Origin of the sequence: Chromobacterium sp. CV08 (assembly GCF_051129845.1) — a bacterium.
Classification (GTDB): Bacteria; Pseudomonadota; Gammaproteobacteria; order Burkholderiales; family Chromobacteriaceae; genus Chromobacterium.
The window spans coordinates 4,083,661-4,100,611 of record NZ_CP150453.1 but is presented as its reverse complement, the minus strand read 5'-3'; the positions used below and the strand labels follow the sequence as shown (position 1 = coordinate 4,100,611).

Here is a 16,951-nt window from a genome sequence, read left to right as displayed (position 1 = left end):
AAAACGCCACCGATAACGGTGGCGTTCGATGGCGGCGGCGCTCAATGGCGCTTCAGCTCGCCTTCCCATTTGGCGACCACGGCGGTGGCGATGGAGTTGCCGACCACATTGGTGGCGGAACGGCCCATGTCCAGGAAGTGGTCGATGCCGAGCAAGAGCAGCAGGCCGGCTTCCGGGATGTGGAACTGCGACAGCGTGGCGGCGATCACCACCAGCGACGCGCGCGGCACGCCGGCCATGCCCTTGGACGTCAGCATCAGGATCAGCAGCATCGAGATTTCCTGGGCCAGCGTCAGATCGATGCCGTAGGCCTGGGCGATGAAGATCACCGCGAAGGTGCAGTACATCATCGAGCCGTCCAGATTGAAGGAATAGCCCATCGGCAGCACGAAGCTGGCGATCTTGTTGGACACGCCGAAGCGCTCCAACTGCTCCAGCGTCTTCGGGTAGGCGGCTTCCGAGCTGGCGGTGGTGAACGACAGCAGCAGCGGTTCCTTGATCATGCCCATCAGGTGCAAGAGGCGCGGGCCGACGACCAGCACGCCGACGGCGATCAACAGCGCCCACAGTATGCCGATCGACAGATAGAACTCGGCCATGAACTTGCCGTAGGTGCCGAGAATGGACAGGCCTTCCTTGGCGACGGTGGCGGCGATGGCGCCGAACACCGCCAGCGGCGCGAAGTTCATCACATAGCTGGTGACCTTCAGCATCACGTGGGCGACCACGTCGATGACGTCGATCAGGGCCTTGGCGCGCTCGCCGAGCGCGGCCATCGCGCTGCCGAAGAACACCGAGAAGATCACGATCTGCAGGATCTCGTTATTGGCCATCGCCTCGAACACGCTCTTGGGGATGGCGTGGGTGACGAAGTCCTTCAGCGAGATCGCGCCGCCCTTGATGCCGGAGTCGGCGTGCAGGTCCGGCAGCGGCAGGTTCAGCGCCACGCCCGGCTTCAGGATGTTGACCATGATCAGGCCCAGCGTCAGCGAAGCCAGCGAGGCGCCGATGAACCAGGCCATGGTCTTGCCGCCGATGCGGCCGACCGACTTGGCGTCGCCCATCTTGGCGATACCGACGACCAGCGTGGAGATCACCAGCGGGGCGATGATCATCTTGATCAGCCGCAGGAAGATGTCGGTCAGGATGGACATGCCATCGGCGAACGATTTGATGGCGGCCGCGTCATTGCCGGCGTACTGACGGAATAGATAGCCGACCAGAATGCCCAGCAGCATGCCGGCCAGAATCAAGGCCGTGAGTTTTTTCGACTTCATTGAGTTGTTCCTGCCTGTTTGGAGACGTTTCGAAACGAGCGTTGCACTTTATGACATGACATCTGATCGGGTGAGGTGGTCATGCGTGATTGCCGTGTGTCCGGCATGCTTCGCCTTGAAGCGGCTTGGCTACTTTATTGTTTTTAGCCGGGTTCCCTGGCTTGTTTCCTGTTTTTGTCGGACAGGAGTAGCGGCCGAAGGTTAGCGATTATAGTGAGTTAGCGACAGCTTGTCTTGGCAGGATTTCGCTAATTGCGCTTTGCATTCGAATATGCTGGCCGGCCTGCGATGAAAATTGTATTTTTATTTCAAAATCAATTGCTTTTGGCATTTAAATTGCCGGCGCGGGCATGGGCGAAGGGCAGTCGGGGCTGCCCTGCCGCGGCGGCCGCGCTCAGCGGCGGATGTCCAGCGCGACGTCGCCGCGCTCGTCGGCCACCGCCTGCAGAATGTCCATCACGGTCGCGTAGACGTCGGCGCCCAGCGCCCGCTCCGCGGTGGCGGCATCGTGCCAGACCAGCCGCAACGGGCCGGCTACGTCGTTGGCCAGGCAGTCGTACAGCGCGTCCAGATTGCGGCCGAAATGGGGCGGCAGCGGCAGTTGCGCCGCCAGTTGCTCGAACAGCTGTTCCAGGCTGCCGATGCCGCGCAGCTCGCATGTGTTTAGCGACATGGCGCCACCTCGATGAAGCGGTTGTAGTGATCGACGCTGACGAAGCGCTGTCCCTGGCGGCTGAAGACCAGCCGGCTGGCGCCGCGCTTGCCGCCCTTGTAGTTGAGATCGGCCTCCTGCCACTGGCCGGCGGGCAGGCGTCTCTCATAATTGCCGAAGCGGTCGCCGCCCATCGCCTTGCCGCGCAGCGCCGGCACGCTCCACAGGCTGCGGCCCGGTTTCCAGCCGGCGGCCTGGGCCTGGCGCTTGGTGACGAATTTGTCCGGCAGCCGGCCGTCTCGGTTCAGGCTTTGCAGCGCGTCGGCCAGTTCGGCGGCGTCGAGCAGGCGCCCGGTCTGCCGGTTGGCCTGCTCGGCGGCGGCGAGGCAGGAGGGGGCGGCGTGGACCGGCAGGCTCAGCGCGGCCAGCAGCATCCATGACAGTCTTGTTTTCATTGCGGGTCCGATTGCGAAGGTGGGCCGCGCCGTGCTCGGCGCGGCTAGTCCAGCGGCTGCGACTCCACCGGGTAGGGATGGCCGATCAGCTGCGGCAGCCGCAGCGCCATCTCGCCGGCGTCGGCCGCGGTGGTGATGAAGCGGTAGTAATGATCGCCCTGGCTGTCGCAGCCGTGCCGGCGCAGCAGGTCGTCGACGCGGCGGGCGATGGCCTCGGCCGGATCGTACAGCTGGATGCCGTCGCCGGTGAGCTCGCGGATCAGCGGTTCCAGGAACGGGTAGTGGGTGCAGCCCAGCGCGATGTGATCGATGTTCTCCGCCATCAGCGGCTCCACCACCTTGCGTACCAGCGCGCGGGTGCGTTCGCTGGACAGCTCGCCGGCCTCGACCTGTTCCACCCAGCCGTGGCCGGCGCGGCGCAGCACGTCGACGCCGTCGGCATGATCGTCCAGCAACGTTTTCACGCGTTCGCTGGCCAGCGTGTACTCGGTGGCCAGCACCGCGATGCGGCCGGTGCGGCTCATCGCCGCGGCCGGCTTGATCGCCGGCTCGATGCCGACGATGGGCAGCGAGAGCTCGGCGCGCAACGCGGCGATGGCGGCGGTGGTGGCGGTATTGCAGGCCACGACCAGGATGGTGGCGCCCTGGCTGATCAGGTAATGCCCGACCTTCAGCGCGCGGGCGATGATTTCGTCGCGGCTGCGCGGGCCGTACGGGCAATAGGCCTGGTCGGCCAGATAGGTGATCGGCCAGTCGGGCAGGGCGGCGCGCACCGCGCGCCACACCGACAGCCCGCCCAGGCCGGAATCGTACATTGCGATCATGCTGCGGCTCAGTTGTTCTGGATGACGATCTTCGGGAACTTGCCGGAGAAGTCCTGAGCCTTCTCGCCGACCTTCACCGCGACGCGGCGGGCGATGGCGCGGTACAGTTCGGCCGGCTTGCCCGTCGGATCGGCGACGACGCTGGGCCTGCCTTCGTCGACGGCCAGGCGTATCGCCAGCTCCAGCGGCAGCGAGCCCAATAGCTCGACGCCGAAGTCCTGCGCCATCCTGGCCGCGCCGCCTTCGCCGAAGATATGCTCGGCGTGGCCGCAGTTGGAGCAGACATGGATGGCCATGTTCTCGACCAGGCCCAGTATCGGCACGCCGACCTTCTGGAACATGGCGACGCCCTTGCGCGCGTCCAGCAGGGCGATGTCCTGCGGCGTGGTGACGATCAGCGCGCCGGTGACCGGCACTTTCTGCGACAGCGTCAGCTGCACGTCGCCGGTGCCCGGCGGCATGTCTATCACCAGATAATCCAGATCGTCCCAGCGAGTGTCGTTCAACAGCTGCTGCAGGGCCTGGCTGACCATCGGGCCGCGCCACACCATCGCCTGGTCGGCGTCGACCAGGTAGCCGATGGACATCGTCTGTACGCCGTGATTGCTCAACGGGACCAGCTTGCCGTCGACGGCCTCGGGACGCTGTCCCTGCAGGCCCATCATCAACGGTTGCGACGGGCCGTAGATGTCGGCGTCGAGCAAGCCGACGCGCGCGCCCTCGTCGGCCAGCGCCAGCGCCAGATTGACGGCGGTGGTGGACTTGCCGACGCCGCCCTTGCCGGAGGCGACGGCGATGATGTTCTTGACGCCGGGCAGCAGCGGCACGCCGCGCTGCGCCGAATGGCTGACGATCTGGCTGCCGACCGCCACCTTGACGGCGCGGCCTTCGGCCAGCGGCGCCAGCGCCTGTTCGAACTGCAGCCGCACCGCGTCGAACTGGCTTCTGGCCGGATAGGCCAGCACCACGTCCAGGCTGATCTCGGCGTCGCCGCACTTGAGGTTCTTGACGTTCTTGGCCGCGACATAGCCTTTGCCGGTATTGGCGTCGATCAGCGGTTTCAGGGCTTCTAGAATCTGGGTTTCGAGCTGTGCCATGGTTTCGTTGTGGGTGGCCTGGTCGGCTTGGCCGCTGAACAGGCGGGTGAGTTTGGAGAACATGCGGAAGTCCGGATGGGGGTATCAGACGATTTTAATCGGATTCCGTCCCGGGCGCATACGCGCCGTGCCTTCCCGGTATCTTACTCCTGCGCGTCCCGGCCGGGCAGGGGGGGGCATTGCGTATCAGGATTCGATTTATAAGTTTTCTTTGATAAAAGTCTTTGAAAAGCGTAGAATTTCCGGTTCGTTGGCGCAAACGCACGGCGCTTGCGTTCCAAGGCTCGGCCCCGTCAGGCCGCGGGCCCTGTTCTTTGATCGAAAGGCTTCCTCCGCTTTATGCAGTCCAAACACGCCAAGCTTACCCGGTCCAACCTGCTGTTCCCGCTGGCCCTGGTCCTGTTCGAATTCGCCGTCTACATCTGCAACGACATGATCCAGCCGGCCATGTTGTCGGTCACCCGCGAGTTTCTGGTCGACGCCTCCTGGGCGCCGTCGTCTATGACTGCCTTCCTGATCGGCGGCGCGCTGCTGCCGTGGCTGACCGGCCCGCTGTCCGACCGCATCGGCCGCCGCCCGGTCCTGCTGTTCGGCGTCGCCTATTTCACCGTCGTCTGCCTGGCCACCTACCTGGTCAGCTCGATCGAGGCCTTCATCGGACTGCGTTTGCTGCAGGGCGTGGGCCTGTGCTTCATCAACGCCGTCGGCTACGCCTCGCTGCAGGAGTCGTTCGAGGAGACCGCCGCCGTGCGCGTCACCGCGCTGATGGCCAATGTGGCGCTGATCGCCCCGCTGGTCGGCCCCTTGGCCGGCGCGGCGCTGGTCGAGCTGGCGCCGTGGCGCAGTTGCTTCCTGTTCATCGCCGGCCTGTCGCTGCTGTCGCTGATCGGCCTGTATCTGAAAATGCCGGAGACGGTCGAGGCCAGCGGCGAGAAGCTGCCGCTGTCCAGCATGGGCCGCGACTATATGAAGGTGTTCGGCCATGGCCGCTTCGTGCTGGCGGCGCTGTGCATTCCGCTGCTGGCGCTGCCGCTGATGGGCTGGATCGCGCTGTCGCCGGTGCTGCTGGTGCGCGACCTGCATATGAGCACCGTCGAGTACGGTCTGATGCAACTGCCGGTGTTCGGCGGCCTGATCGCCGGCAATCTGGCGCTGGCGGCGATCGCCGACCGCTGGCCGCTGGGCCGCTCCGCGCTGATCGGCATGTGGCCGATAGTCGGCGGCCTGACGCTGATGGTCGGCGGCGTGCTGCTGTCCTCGGCGCCGCAATACTGGATGGTGGCCGGCATGAGCCTGATGGCCTTCGGCGAGGGCCTGGCCTTCGGCGTGCTGTACCGTTTCGCGCTGATGTCGACCGACCGGGCCGGCCGCGGCACCATCTCGGCCAGCATGAGCATGCTGGCCATGGCCGGCTACGCCGTCGGCATCGAGTTGTTCCGCCAGGTCTACCAGGCCGGCGGCCTGGCCGGCTTCGCCGTGCTGGCGCTGTGTTTCTCGCTGGCCTATGTGGCGCTGGGACGCCGGATGGTCGGCGTCGCCATGGCCGAGCGCGAGGCGCCGGCGATGGGCGAGATGGCGGCTCAGAGCGCCTGATACCGCCGCCCCGCCCACAACAAGCCCGGCCGCAGCGCGTTCCGGGCTTGTGTTTTTTCCGCGCGGCGGTGCCGGCGGCGCGGCGCGATGGCCGCCCGTCCGTTCTGTCTCTATAATCGACCGCTTGAGATTGCCTGACTGGGGAATGATCCGAATGACCAAACGCAAGATTCTGGTGACCAGCGCACTGCCTTACGCCAACGCGGGGCTGCACCTGGGCCACATGCTGGAGCAGATTCAGACCGACGTCTGGGTGCGCTTCCAGAAGATGCGCGGACACGAATGCTATTACGTCTGTGCCGACGACACCCACGGCGCGCCCATCATGCTGGCCGCCGAGAAGCGCGGCATCACTCCCGAGCAGCTGGTGAACGAGGTGCGCGAATTGCACGTCGCCGACTCGCAGGGCTTCCTGATCGGCCACGACAACTACTACAGCACCAACAGCCCCGAGAACAAGGCGCTGGCCGAGCAGGTCTACCTGGCGCTGAAGACCGACGACAAGATCGCCTGCCGCACCATCGAGCAACTGTTCGATCCGGAGCGCCAGATGTTCCTGCCGGACCGCTTCGTCAAGGGCGAGTGCCCGAAGTGCTCCGCCAAGGACCAGTACGGCGACAACTGCGAAGTGTGCGGCGCCACCTACGCGCCGACCGAGCTGAAGAATCCTTACTCGGCCGTGTCCGGCGCCAAGCCGGTGCTGAAAACCTCCGAGCACTATTTCTTCCGCCTCGGCGAATGCGCGGACTTCCTGAAGTCCTGGACCAGCGGTTCCAGCCTGCGGGCCGACGGCGCCGTGCAGCCGCACCTGCAGCCCGAGTCGCTGAACAAGATGAACGAGTGGATAGGCGGCGGCCTGCAGGACTGGGACATCAGCCGCGACGCGCCTTACTTCGGCTTCGAGATCCCCGGCGCGCCGGGCAAGTACTTCTATGTGTGGCTCGATGCGCCGATCGGCTACATGGCCAGCTTCAAGAACCTGTGCGAGCGTCTGGGCCTGGACTTCGACGAGTGGTTCGCCAAGGACAGCCAGACCGAGATGTACCACTTCATCGGCAAGGACATCCTCTACTTCCACGCGCTGTTCTGGCCGGCGATGCTGAACTACTCCGGCCTGCGCGCGCCGACCGGTGTGTTCGCCCACGGCTTCCTGACCGTCGACGGCCAGAAGATGTCCAAGTCGCGCGGCACCTTCATCCAGGCCAAGAGCTATCTGGATTGCGGCCTGAATCCGGAGTGGATGCGCTACTACATCGCCGCCAAGCTGAACGGCCGCATCGAGGACATCGACCTCAACCTGAACGACTTCGTCGCGCGGGTGAACTCCGACCTGGTCGGCAAGTTCGTCAACATCGCCAGCCGCTCCGCCGGCTTCATCGCCAAGCGCTTCGACGGCATGCTGGCCGCCGAGGTGTCCGACGGCGAGATACTGGCCAAGCTGCAGGCCGCGGCCGAGGAACTGGCCGCCGCTTACGAGGCGCGGGAATACGCGAAGGCGCTGCGCGACGTGATGGCGCTGGCCGACATCGTCAACGGCTACGTCGACGCCAACAAGCCTTGGGAGCTGGCCAAGCAGGAAGGACAGGATGCCCGGCTGCAGGATGTCTGCACCGTGCTGATCAACGCCTTCCGCCTGCTGACGATTTATCTGAAGCCGGTGCTGCCCAAGCTGGCCGAGGGCGTCGAAGCCTTCCTGGACGTGGCGCCGCTTTGCTGGAGCGATGCGCAGACCCTGCTGCTGGGCAAGAAGATCAATGCCTACCAGCACCTGATGCAGCGCATCGACCCCGCGCTGATCGACAAACTGATAGAAGCGAACAAGCAGAATATGCAAACTACCCAAGACGCGCCGGCCGCCGCCGCGCACGAGCCGCTGGCCGAAACCATCAAGATCGACGACTTCGCCAAGGTGGACCTGCGCGTAGGCAAGGTGCTGGAATGCGCCTTCGTCGAAGGCTCGGACAAGCTGCTGCAGTTCAAGGTGGACCTGGGCTTCGAGACCCGCAACATCTTCTCCGGCATCCGCAAGGCCTACCAGGAGCCGGAAAAGCTGGTCGGTCGCCATGTCATCGTCGTCGCCAACCTGGCCGAACGGAAGATGCGCTTCGGCGTGTCTCAGGGCATGATAGTCTGCGCATCCGGCCTGGACGACGGCGAAGGCCTGTTCCTGCTGGATGTCGACGCAGGCGTCAAGCCGGGCATGCGCGTCGGTTGACGCGCATGTCCCGCGATGACTTGATCCAGGTCATGGCGAATAGGTAGTATCACCAAGTAGTTTGCTGAATCTTGGTTATCGGGACCCCGGCCGCCATATTGGTAGCTGGGGTCTTGTATTAAAGCCTGTTGAAGGTCTCTGCCGGCAAGGCGCTTTTTGCCGGATGACAGGCGTCACGGCGCTGTCATCCGCGTTTGCTACAGTGCGCGTACGGATACGCCCGGGTCGCCGCGTCGGCTGGAACTTTTTGGAAACCCCGGCGACTAACATCAGATATGTGTATGTTTTTAGTGAAAAAAAGAAAAAGGGAAGCAGATATGAAAATCTCGCAATTGAAGCCTGGCTACAAAGTGTTCGAACACAAAGACGGCGGCAGCGTGGTCCACTACGAAGTGGTCAGCATCCGTCAGGTCGGCAAGATGTTTGAAGTGACTTTCAAGTCCGCGCTCGGCCTGGCCAGCGCGATGTACCCCGCGAACGGCTTCATCCAGGCCGCAGCCTGAACCGATTTCCTCCGGCTCCGTCCGGAGCCGGAACGCCAGACCAAGCCCCGCCGATGCGGGGCTTGTGCTTGACGGCGACGCCGAAAGCCGGCAATTTCTCGGTTTTTCCTAAAATGTTCATGTCATGACTAAACGAGTCAGGCTGTTGCTGGAGTTGCTGGTCAATTTCCTGCTGCCGTGGCTGTGCTATCGCTGGGCGCAGCCGCACTGGGGCGAAATGGGCGGCCTGCTGTTGTCGGCGCTGCCGCCGTTGCTGTGGAGCGGCTGGGAGCTGTGGCGCGAGCGCCGGGTCGATGCCTTGAGCACGCTGGTGTTGCTGGGCATCGTGCTGTCGCTGGCGGCGATGGCCTTGGGCGGCGGCGGGCGGATGCTGCTGCTGCGCGAGTCTTTGCTGGGCGGCTTGTTCGGCGCGGCCTTCCTGCTGTCGCTGCTGCTGCCGCGGCCGCTGGTGTTCTATCTGGCCCGCGCGACGATGGAGCGCCAGCGGGACGATGGACGCCAGCATTGCGAGCAGTTGTGGCAGCGGCCGTTGTTTCGCCGCGGCATGCGGGCGATGACTTTGCTGTGGGGCTGCGGGCTGGTGCTGGAAATGCTGCTGCGCAGCTGGCTGGCCTGGCACTGGCCGGTGGAGCGCTCGCTGCTGCTGTTGCCGTGGATCGGTTATGCCGTGATGGGCGGCTTGTGCGCGGCGACCTGGTTGTTGCGCCGACGTCTGGCCGGCAGTCTGGCCGCGACGGCGCAAATGTGACAAAAGTGGTGTCTGATTGGCATTAATTATTTGATTCGAGTATCATGAAGCCAGTCCTGCCTCCTGAGTGAAGACAAAAAAATGGGCCGCACAAGGCGGCCCGAAGTTCCGTGATGAACACTTAGGAGAACAGGCATTACCAAATCTGTCCGCGCTGGCAGTCGCCGACAGAGCGCAACGCCCGTCAAAATGCACAGGGCCGGATTCGCTTCCGGACGCGATTGGCAGATCGGGTCCGGGAGGCGTTTGCAGCGCCGCTTTCGCGACGTTGCCGACCACGCTGTCAATGTAGCGGTCTTTTGTTGACCGCTTATGTTTTTGCCGTCGCCAACTGTTAAAGAATGTGTAGCGACGCATCGGGGCAGCGCGATGTTTTTTACAAAGGGTGTTGACGAGGCGTTTCTGTTAACGTATAGTTCACCTCTCTGCACGAAGCGCAGAACAGAATTCAGACGCGGGGTGGAGCAGTCTGGTAGCTCGTCGGGCTCATAACCCGAAGGTCGTAGGTTCGAATCCTGCCCCCGCAACCAACAGTCAAAAAACCGAGGCCATGCCTCGGTTTTTTGCATTCCTGCATTGGATTTCGCGGCACCGGGCTTTGGGTGCCCGGCTTCTCCGGGCATTAACGCCGACTGTGCCGGCTTGCCATGGTGGCGGTTTTTTCTGATGGTGCGGCTTTTCGGTTTTGCCGCCGTTTCTTCCGTTTTCTTCCGACAATCTTTTGCTGCGCGCCTGAAATTCATACGGCATTAGCTGCTTGCTACAGCGTCGGTGAGCTCCGTCGCCTATCACGACAGTGCTCGCGTTGGCGGGGGCTCTGCCTAACCGCGTATGGCTATCGTCCTTGACGGCGAGGATCGGCTTGCAGCCAGTATCTGTTGAATGTCGAATGCTTACGCAGATGCCGGCGTAACAGGTAGAATGCTGGTTTTTGCCGAAGGCTAGGCTAGTCGCAGTCCTGCTCATGCGTATATTTTCCCCATCCCAAGAATCCAACCCGCATCTCACCTATCGCCCTGACATTGATGGCTTGCGCGCCATCGCCATTTTGGCAGTGGTCATGTATCACGCGTTCCCATTCAGGGTGCATGGCGGCTTTGTCGGTGTCGATATCTTTTTTGTGATTTCTGGCTATCTGATTTCCAGTATTATTTTCAAAGGGTTGGAGAGCGGGAAGTTCAGTTTTTCTGAATTTTATGCCAAAAGGATAAATAGGATTTTCCCGGCGCTGACGCTGGTTTTGCTGACAGCTTTTGGCATCGGTTGGTTCGTGCTGTTGCCGGATGAATTCAAACAGCTGGGTAAGCATATTTCTGCAGGAGCGGGATTTGTTCAGAACATTGTGCTGTGGAAAGAGGCTGGTTATTTTGATAATGCTTCTGAGCTAAAGCCCCTGGTTCATTTATGGTCGCTTGCAGTGGAAGAACAGTTTTATCTGATTTTTCCTGCTTTGATGTGGTTGGTATGGCGTTTTGGCTTAAATGCATTAACTGTTGTCTTGATCATTTTTCTTTTCTCTTTTGAGCAAAGTGTTCATGATACAAAATTTGATATAGTCAAAGCATACTTTTTGCCGCAAACCAGGTTTTGGGAGCTTTTGGCGGGCTCTATTCTTGCTTATATTCAATTGTTTAAATACGATGGTTTTATAGGTAGGGTAAAGTACATTGTTTTCCATCCTCTAGTATTTAATAAGCCTCCTGCGATAGAAAGACGGCGGCATGTATTGAACAATATTCTTTCCATTGTCGGATTTTTTCTTGCATTGGCTGCGATTTTTAATATCGACAAAAGTAAACCCTTTCCCGGATGGTGGGCCCTGCTGCCGGTATTTGGCGCTTTTTTGATGATTTTGGCTGGCCCTGACTCATGGGTAAATAGAAAAATCCTGGCCAATAGAGTGATGGTTTTTATCGGATTGATTAGTTATCCCCTATACCTGTGGCACTGGGTTATATTGTCTTTTTTGCAGATAATGGAGGGGGAGACTCCTAAGGCTATTTTCAGAATTTTAGCGCTGCTTCTAAGCTTTTTTTTGGCTTGGGGAACCTATCAGTTTATTGAAAAACCGGTTCGTTTCAGTAAAAAGAATTCGTTAAAAATCATATCGCTGAGCGCTATGATGATTGCTGTCGCGATTATAGGATATGGTAGCTATAGAGGTATTGTAAGAAAATCTGTCAATTTGAAAATGGAGCACTTTCTTAGTGTGGCTAATGAGCCATTTTCAGCGTGGGGGATGCCTCCTCTGCGAGATGGTGTGCATCAAGAATATCAAGATGCCCAATGTCTGAGAAAGTATCCGAATTTTGGCGAAGATAAAGCATGCCGCTTGCAGAGGGATGTCCCTCCTACTGTGATGATAATCGGGGATTCGCATGCGAATCATTTATTCCCTGGTTTGGCGGAATATTTCAAGGGAAATTCAAAGTTCAATATTTTGAATTTGTCGGTTACAGGCCGAGGCTGGGGGCCTCCATTGCTTAATGTAGGGCATGTGACCGGAGATTTAAGTTATTTGCCGACGGCAACGAATTTGACTAATGAAGCTATTTCTGTTGCTGAGAATACCAACTCAGTCAAGGTTGTCGTGATGTCGACATTTGGCTCAGCTTATATTCCAACTCATAAAGAAGGGGAGCAGCAGTTATTTTTGGCAGGCCATCCGGAAATAAAAGATGAAAAGCAGGTTTGGACGATTGGAATGCGAGATACGCTAAGTCGTCTATTGGCAAAAGGTAAAAAGGTTATTTATGTCCTCGATTCGCCAAAGTTGGATTTTAGTCCAAATGTATGTGTGGATGGAAGGCCATTCCGGCTTTTGAATCACAAGTATGAGCGTACGCCATGCGCGATGGAGCGGACAAATTTTGATGACGCGAACAAAGCGTATAGGAAACTAGTAATCGATGTGTTAAAAGATTTTCCTCAAGTGAAGATTTTTGATGCAGGATCTTATTTTTGTGACAGCCGCTTATGCTGGGCAAAGAAAGATGGAGAAATCTTATATCGCGACGATCATCATCTTTCATTGAGCGGGTCGCGTTTTCTTGCCAGGCAGTTGGGGCCTATGGTCACTGATGCATTTTTAAAATAGGCCAGCCGGCTAGGCTAAAATTTTGATGCTCAGTGCTGTAATAAGCACAGATGTGCTGTCGTCTTTTTCCCAATCAATAAGCAGAAAACCGAGGCTATGCCTCGGTTTTCTGCTTTTCCGAGTGTGGCTATGTCGCGGAAAATTTTCCGTCAGCAAGAGATGCCAACTAGGTCGCCTTGTCCGGATGCAGGATGCTGCCCGGATATCGGTTCGTGATCGGATCGGCCTGGCTCATGATGGGCGCGGCGGTATCCACCGTCGTCGCCGGGTCGTTCGAGGCCTGGTTCTGCTGTACGGCGGCCTGTCCCATCGTTTGAGTCAGCGTGCTGATCAGATTGAATACCGCCTGCGCCTGCGGCGAGGTCTCGCGCACGATTTTCGGATCCTGCGGCCCCGGCGTGAACGGTTTCGATGGATCGTGCGGCGGTATCGTGATGGACTCGGCGGGCGTGTGCGGTATATAGCCGGCTATGCCGTCCTCCGCGACGGTCCCTGTCCGGGAGGCGCTTTGGGCTGTGCTGAAAGTGTTGTCAAAGACCATGATCGCTATCCTTGTCTGTTCATTGATGCGGCATTAAAGGTAATGCGGCCGTTTGATGCTGAGTTCGTTGTTCGCGGCATAGATCGGCTCCGTCGCGAAGACGGTGTGCTCGACATCGAGCGACGACACCGTTTCGGCTATGCCCTTCGAGCGATACGCCTTGCCGGCCGGAAGCAGGTTGTTGAGCCGGCTGATATTGCGGGCGATCACATTGACCTTTTCGGTCGACGCAGCCTGCGGGGGGGTGTCGCCGACCGGGACGGGCTCGGGGTAGTGCAGCGCGATATACCCGGCGACGTTGATCGGCAGTTCGTAGATGTACTGCTTGACCTGGCGCCGCTGACTGACCATCGTCTCCACGCGGCTTGTCGCCGCGATATTGCCCGACAGCGAGGAGTTCGAGGCCCATCCGGTCGTCACCGATCCGCTGACGGCGCCGGTGATGCCAAGCAGCAGATGGGCGAAGACTTCGCCGGTGCCGCTGCTGGAGCCGGTTGCCGTCGTGGCCGTCGTGGCCGTCGTGGTTTGCGCGGTTTGGCTTTGATCTTCGCTGCCCTCATTGTCCGGGTGATCGTGCTGGATATGCGTGTTCGACGTCGTGTTCGCCAGGCTGTTTGCCAGGCTTTCCTGCAACTGCGCCGTCAGCACCGCGTTGGCCCGGCCGCCGAATGTCAGGTTGGCCGTGCCGGCGAGAGACCAGCTGATCGTATTGGAGATGGCGAACTCGACCGACTCGCTGAATTGTCTGGCCTCCCCCGAGCGATTCGCATAGACACGGGTGGACAATATGTCCGCCGGCGGTTGAATGACGTCGGCGCGCTCTTCGATCAGCGGCTCGCCGACATTCAAGTAGGCCATCCAGCCCAGCGTGGCCGCATTCGGGCCGGAATAGTTGCCGAAGACCGACTCGTTGATCGATATCCCGTCCGGCGACTGGCCGTCGATTTTCAAGTTCTCGGCTGCCAGAAAGGTCTGCAGCGCCTCCCAGGTGAGGCCGAGTTCGATCAGATTCTGCGGCGTCAGGAGGTGGCGTATGCCGTTGTCGATCTCATAGCTTGGGATCGTTGCTGTTACCGTACTCATCTTTGTTTCCCTTTGAAGTGAAATGCCGTATTCCGCGGCGCTCCATCGCGTGCGATCGCGCGCCTGTCGCCGCGGCTGGCATTGCCAATCTTTCGTGGATCAGACGGTTCGCGGTTTCCGCTTCTCAAGCCTCGGCGTATTCACCGCTGATATGCCGGATCCACACTCGACTGCTGCCTCGCGTTCCATGAGCTTGCCAATCGATATGATTTGTTAGTTGTTGTTTAAAGATTTACTGCTATTTGTGCGAATAGTCAATAGAATTTCTGTTCCGACGATTCGCATCGTTGCAGTCATGACACGATCGGTACGCGGCGCCCATCGCCGGGAGGCGATGACGCGGCACGGATGCCGCTCTGCCGCGCCAAGCAAAAAACCGAGGCTGGGCCTCGGTTTTGGTGCTTCGGCATCCGCTCACGCGGCGCAGGTTTCCTTCGATGGGCGCGATGGCGACTTGGGCTATTCGCGGTCGCGGCGGAAGACCCAGCTGAGTTCGCTGGAGGCGGCGGGATCGAAGGCGTAGCCTTCGCTGTCGAAGTCGCGCAGCCGTTCCGGATCGGTGACGCCGCGCTCGGCGGCCCAGCGCGCCATCAGGCCGCGCGCGCGCTTGGCGTAGAAGCTGATGATCTTGTACTGGCCGTTCTTCCTGTCCTGGAACACCGGCGTGACGATGGCGGCATCGAGCGCCTTCGGCTTCACCGACTTGAAATACTCGTCCGAAGCCAGGTTGATCAGCGTGCGCTGGCCCAGCGCGTCCAGTTGCGCGTTGAGCCTGGCGGTGACGATGTCCCCCCAGAATTCGTACAGATTCTTGCCGCGGCCGTTGCTCAGGCGGGTGCCCATCTCCAGCCGGTAGGCCTGCATCAGGTCCAGTGGGCGCAGCACGCCGTACAGGCCGGACAGGATGCGCAGGCGCTGCTGCAGGTAGCCGGTGGCGGCGGGGCTCAGGCTGCCGGCGTCCAGGCCTTCGTAGACATCGCCCATGAAGGCGTAGATCGCCTGCTTGGCGTTGCCGGTGGTGAACGGGCGCTGCCAGTCGGCGTAGCGGCCCACGTTCAGATTGGCCAGCGCGTCGCTGATGTCCATCAGCTTGGCGATGTCCAGCGGGCTTTTGCTGCGCAGAACATCTATCAGTTCGGCGCTGTGGTCCAGCAGGTCGGGCTGGCTGTGCTGATCGACGGCGGGGGGCGTTTGGTAATCCAGCGTCTTGGCCGGCGAGATGACCATCAACATGCGGCGATTCCTTTTCTTTGACTGGCGCTATTGTACCGAAGCGGGACGGCTCGCGTCCGCCGCCGTGGAGTGGGTAGAATGAAACCGGTGTCACGACAAGGAATGCAGGCATGCGGGTGTTGGTGCAAAGAGTGAGCGAGGCGGCGGTGACGGTGGACGGGCGGATCAGCGGAGAGATAGGCGCGGGCGCGCTGCTGCTGGTCGGCGTCGAGGAGGCCGACGGGCCGGACGACATCGTCTGGCTGGTGCGCAAGATCAGTCAGCTGCGGATCTTCAACGATGCCGACGGCGTGATGAACCGCAGCCTGCTCGATTGCGGCGGCGACGCGTTGGCGGTCAGCCAGTTCACGCTCCATGCGAGCGTGAAGAAGGGCAACCGGCCTTCGTACTCGCGCGCGGCGCGCGGCGAGATCTCCCGGCCGCTGTTCGAGCGTTTCGTCGACGAACTGTCGGCCGCGCTGGGCAGGCCGGTGCCGACCGGCGTGTTCGGCGCCGACATGCGGATCAGTCTGATCAACGACGGTCCGGTCACCATCTGGCTGGACAGCCGCGATCCGGAGTAGCGCGATGAGTCGCTGGCAGCAGTCATGGCGGGTCTTGGTGGTGCCTTATTATCTGAATCGTTACGCGCGCCAGGTGCATGTGCTGCGGGTGGCGCTCGCCTTCCTGGCCGGCCTGGCGCTGGTGGTCGCCAGCGGCATTCCGCACGGCGGCTGGATGCTGGTGACGATATTGATCGTGTTGGGCGGCGTGCCGCATTGGGGCGGCGTCAGGCGCAAGGCGCTGGAGCGGATGGGCGGTTCGCTGCTGGGGGCGCTGGCCGGCCTGGTGGCCATCGTGCTGCATGGCGTGTCGCCGTACGCCTGTTATGGCTGGATGCTGATGGTGATCGCGCTGAGCACCTGGCACGCGCAGGGCCGCGGCGGCTATCTGGCGCTGCTGACCGGCATCACGCTGGTCATCGTCGGCGGGCTCGGCGACGAGCCGATCAACGAGGCCTTGTGGCGCAGCTGCAATGTGTTGGTCGGCTCGCTGATCGGCATGGCGGCGGCGGCTACGCTGCCGCTGCGGGCGATAGACAGCTGGCGTTTCCTGCTGGCCGACAATCTGCGCGAGGCGGCGCTGCTGTACAACCGCATCGCTCAACGCTTTCCGCTGGTGGACGAGGCGGCGCTGGAACAGTTCAACGACAGGCTGATCCGCATGCGGGGCCTGATGGCGTCGGTGACGCAGGAATCGTCGCTGTCTTCGCCGCAACTGGAGCGGGTGCAGGGTTTTCAGCGCGGCATCTGGACCTTGCTGGACCGGATGGCCGAGGTGGCCGCAGTCACGCCGGCGCTGGCCGAGGACCGTTCGCCGCGCCGCGCCATCGTCCGCACGCTGCTGCGGGCGGCCCACGCCTTGCGTTTCAACCAGCCTCAACTATTGTCCGAGCCTTTGCCGGCGGCCGACAATCCGGCCTCGATGCTGCGGCCGTCGCATTGCCATTGGCTGGTGGCCGAACTGGCGCTGACGGCGGAGGCGCTACGCAGGGAGTTGCAGCTGATATTGCCGCTGTTGATCGCCGCGCCGCCGCCGGCGCGCAGCCTGGTGCGCCGGCTTCGGCGCCGATCGAAATGAAAAACGGCCCGCT

The 16,951-nt window shown here is 61.1% G+C and carries 15 protein-coding genes and 1 tRNA gene; 8 read left to right on the top strand and 8 right to left on the bottom strand.

Features of this window, described 5'->3' with window-relative positions:
• Positions 1-41 precede the first annotated feature (41 nt).
• From WNM05_RS18655 to apbC, 5 genes are all read right to left on the bottom strand, one after another.
• Entirely contained in the window at positions 42-1,277 is a 1,236-nt protein-coding gene (locus WNM05_RS18655; protein ID WP_434629720.1) for a dicarboxylate/amino acid:cation symporter, read from the bottom strand.
• 394 nt (positions 1,278-1,671) lie between these two features.
• On the bottom strand, positions 1,672-1,950 hold the full coding sequence (locus WNM05_RS18650; protein WP_434629717.1) for a barstar family protein: 279 nt from the start codon (positions 1,948-1,950) through the stop codon (positions 1,672-1,674).
• The gene (locus tag WNM05_RS18645; protein WP_434629714.1) at positions 1,941-2,384 is read right to left on the bottom strand and encodes a ribonuclease domain-containing protein; all 444 of its coding nucleotides are present in this window, start codon (positions 2,382-2,384) and stop codon (positions 1,941-1,943) included. The genes WNM05_RS18650 and WNM05_RS18645 overlap by 10 nt, the downstream gene beginning before the upstream one ends.
• Positions 2,385-2,428: 44 nt before the next feature.
• Entirely contained in the window at positions 2,429-3,208 is a 780-nt protein-coding gene (gene murI, locus WNM05_RS18640; protein ID WP_434629713.1) for a glutamate racemase, read from the bottom strand.
• Between the two features lie 8 nt (positions 3,209-3,216).
• On the bottom strand, positions 3,217-4,368 hold the full coding sequence (gene apbC, locus WNM05_RS18635) for an iron-sulfur cluster carrier protein ApbC (protein WP_434629710.1): 1,152 nt from the start codon (positions 4,366-4,368) through the stop codon (positions 3,217-3,219).
• A gap of 276 nt (positions 4,369-4,644) precedes the next feature.
• Here apbC and WNM05_RS18630 point away from each other — a divergent pair, with 276 nt between their 5' ends.
• The 6 genes from WNM05_RS18630 to WNM05_RS18605 all read left to right on the top strand — a co-directional run bounded on the left by WNM05_RS18630 (position 4,645) and on the right by WNM05_RS18605 (position 12,461).
• A complete protein-coding gene (locus WNM05_RS18630) occupies positions 4,645-5,898 on the top strand; it encodes an MFS transporter (RefSeq protein ID WP_434629708.1) in 1,254 nt (417 codons plus the stop codon).
• 154 nt (positions 5,899-6,052) lie between these two features.
• The gene (metG, locus tag WNM05_RS18625) at positions 6,053-8,113 is read left to right on the top strand and encodes a methionine--tRNA ligase (RefSeq protein ID WP_434629705.1); all 2,061 of its coding nucleotides are present in this window, start codon (positions 6,053-6,055) and stop codon (positions 8,111-8,113) included.
• 317 nt (positions 8,114-8,430) lie between these two features.
• Positions 8,431-8,616, top strand: a complete 186-nt coding sequence (locus WNM05_RS18620) for a hypothetical protein (RefSeq protein WP_101709353.1) — start codon at positions 8,431-8,433, stop codon at positions 8,614-8,616.
• Between the two features lie 124 nt (positions 8,617-8,740).
• Complete coding sequence (locus WNM05_RS18615; protein ID WP_434629702.1) at positions 8,741-9,364, top strand: VC0807 family protein; 624 nt, start codon at positions 8,741-8,743, stop codon at positions 9,362-9,364.
• A gap of 453 nt (positions 9,365-9,817) precedes the next feature.
• A tRNA-Met gene (locus tag WNM05_RS18610) sits at positions 9,818-9,894 on the top strand.
• A gap of 434 nt (positions 9,895-10,328) precedes the next feature.
• The gene (locus WNM05_RS18605; protein WP_434629700.1) at positions 10,329-12,461 is read left to right on the top strand and encodes an acyltransferase family protein; all 2,133 of its coding nucleotides are present in this window, start codon (positions 10,329-10,331) and stop codon (positions 12,459-12,461) included.
• Between the two features lie 166 nt (positions 12,462-12,627).
• On the opposite strand, the gene WNM05_RS18600 is transcribed toward WNM05_RS18605, so the two are convergent.
• The 3 genes from WNM05_RS18600 to yaaA all read right to left on the bottom strand — a co-directional run bounded on the left by WNM05_RS18600 (position 12,628) and on the right by yaaA (position 15,318).
• Positions 12,628-13,002 (bottom strand): hypothetical protein, encoded by a 375-nt coding sequence (locus tag WNM05_RS18600; RefSeq protein WP_434629697.1) that lies wholly within the window; start codon positions 13,000-13,002, stop codon positions 12,628-12,630.
• A 33-nt stretch (positions 13,003-13,035) separates the two neighbouring features.
• A complete protein-coding gene (locus WNM05_RS18595) occupies positions 13,036-14,085 on the bottom strand; it encodes a hypothetical protein (RefSeq protein ID WP_434629695.1) in 1,050 nt (349 codons plus the stop codon).
• Positions 14,086-14,544: 459 nt separating this feature from the next.
• Positions 14,545-15,318, bottom strand: coding sequence for a peroxide stress protein YaaA (yaaA, locus tag WNM05_RS18590; protein WP_434629692.1), 774 nt, complete (start codon positions 15,316-15,318; stop codon positions 14,545-14,547).
• 110 nt (positions 15,319-15,428) lie between these two features.
• Here yaaA and dtd point away from each other — a divergent pair, with 110 nt between their 5' ends.
• Positions 15,429-15,881 (top strand): D-aminoacyl-tRNA deacylase, encoded by a 453-nt coding sequence (dtd, locus tag WNM05_RS18585; RefSeq protein WP_434629689.1) that lies wholly within the window; start codon positions 15,429-15,431, stop codon positions 15,879-15,881.
• A 4-nt stretch (positions 15,882-15,885) separates the two neighbouring features.
• The gene (locus WNM05_RS18580; protein ID WP_434629686.1) at positions 15,886-16,938 is read left to right on the top strand and encodes an FUSC family protein; all 1,053 of its coding nucleotides are present in this window, start codon (positions 15,886-15,888) and stop codon (positions 16,936-16,938) included.
• Positions 16,939-16,951: the final 13 nt, after the last annotated feature.

Excerpts from the sequence above, each read along its gene's own strand:
- apbC (WP_434629710.1), bottom strand. The coding sequence starts at position 4,368 with ATGTTCTCCAAACTCACCCGCCTGTTCAGCGGCCAAGCCGACCAGGCC.
- WNM05_RS18580 (WP_434629686.1), top strand. The coding sequence starts at position 15,886 with ATGAGTCGCTGGCAGCAGTCATGGCGGGTCTTGGTGGTGCCTTATTAT.
- murI (WP_434629713.1), bottom strand. The coding sequence starts at position 3,208 with ATGATCGCAATGTACGATTCCGGCCTGGGCGGGCTGTCGGTGTGGCGC.
- WNM05_RS18655 (WP_434629720.1), bottom strand. The coding sequence starts at position 1,277 with ATGAAGTCGAAAAAACTCACGGCCTTGATTCTGGCCGGCATGCTGCTG.
- dtd (WP_434629689.1), top strand. The coding sequence starts at position 15,429 with ATGCGGGTGTTGGTGCAAAGAGTGAGCGAGGCGGCGGTGACGGTGGAC.
- WNM05_RS18615 (WP_434629702.1), top strand. The coding sequence starts at position 8,741 with ATGACTAAACGAGTCAGGCTGTTGCTGGAGTTGCTGGTCAATTTCCTG.
- WNM05_RS18650 (WP_434629717.1), bottom strand. The coding sequence starts at position 1,950 with ATGTCGCTAAACACATGCGAGCTGCGCGGCATCGGCAGCCTGGAACAG.
- WNM05_RS18605 (WP_434629700.1), top strand. The coding sequence starts at position 10,329 with ATGCGTATATTTTCCCCATCCCAAGAATCCAACCCGCATCTCACCTAT.
- WNM05_RS18595 (WP_434629695.1), bottom strand. The coding sequence starts at position 14,085 with ATGAGTACGGTAACAGCAACGATCCCAAGCTATGAGATCGACAACGGC.
- metG (WP_434629705.1), top strand. The coding sequence starts at position 6,053 with ATGACCAAACGCAAGATTCTGGTGACCAGCGCACTGCCTTACGCCAAC.
- yaaA (WP_434629692.1), bottom strand. The coding sequence starts at position 15,318 with ATGTTGATGGTCATCTCGCCGGCCAAGACGCTGGATTACCAAACGCCC.
- WNM05_RS18630 (WP_434629708.1), top strand. The coding sequence starts at position 4,645 with ATGCAGTCCAAACACGCCAAGCTTACCCGGTCCAACCTGCTGTTCCCG.
- WNM05_RS18645 (WP_434629714.1), bottom strand. The coding sequence starts at position 2,384 with ATGAAAACAAGACTGTCATGGATGCTGCTGGCCGCGCTGAGCCTGCCG.
- WNM05_RS18600 (WP_434629697.1), bottom strand. The coding sequence starts at position 13,002 with ATGGTCTTTGACAACACTTTCAGCACAGCCCAAAGCGCCTCCCGGACA.
- WNM05_RS18620 (WP_101709353.1), top strand. The coding sequence starts at position 8,431 with ATGAAAATCTCGCAATTGAAGCCTGGCTACAAAGTGTTCGAACACAAA.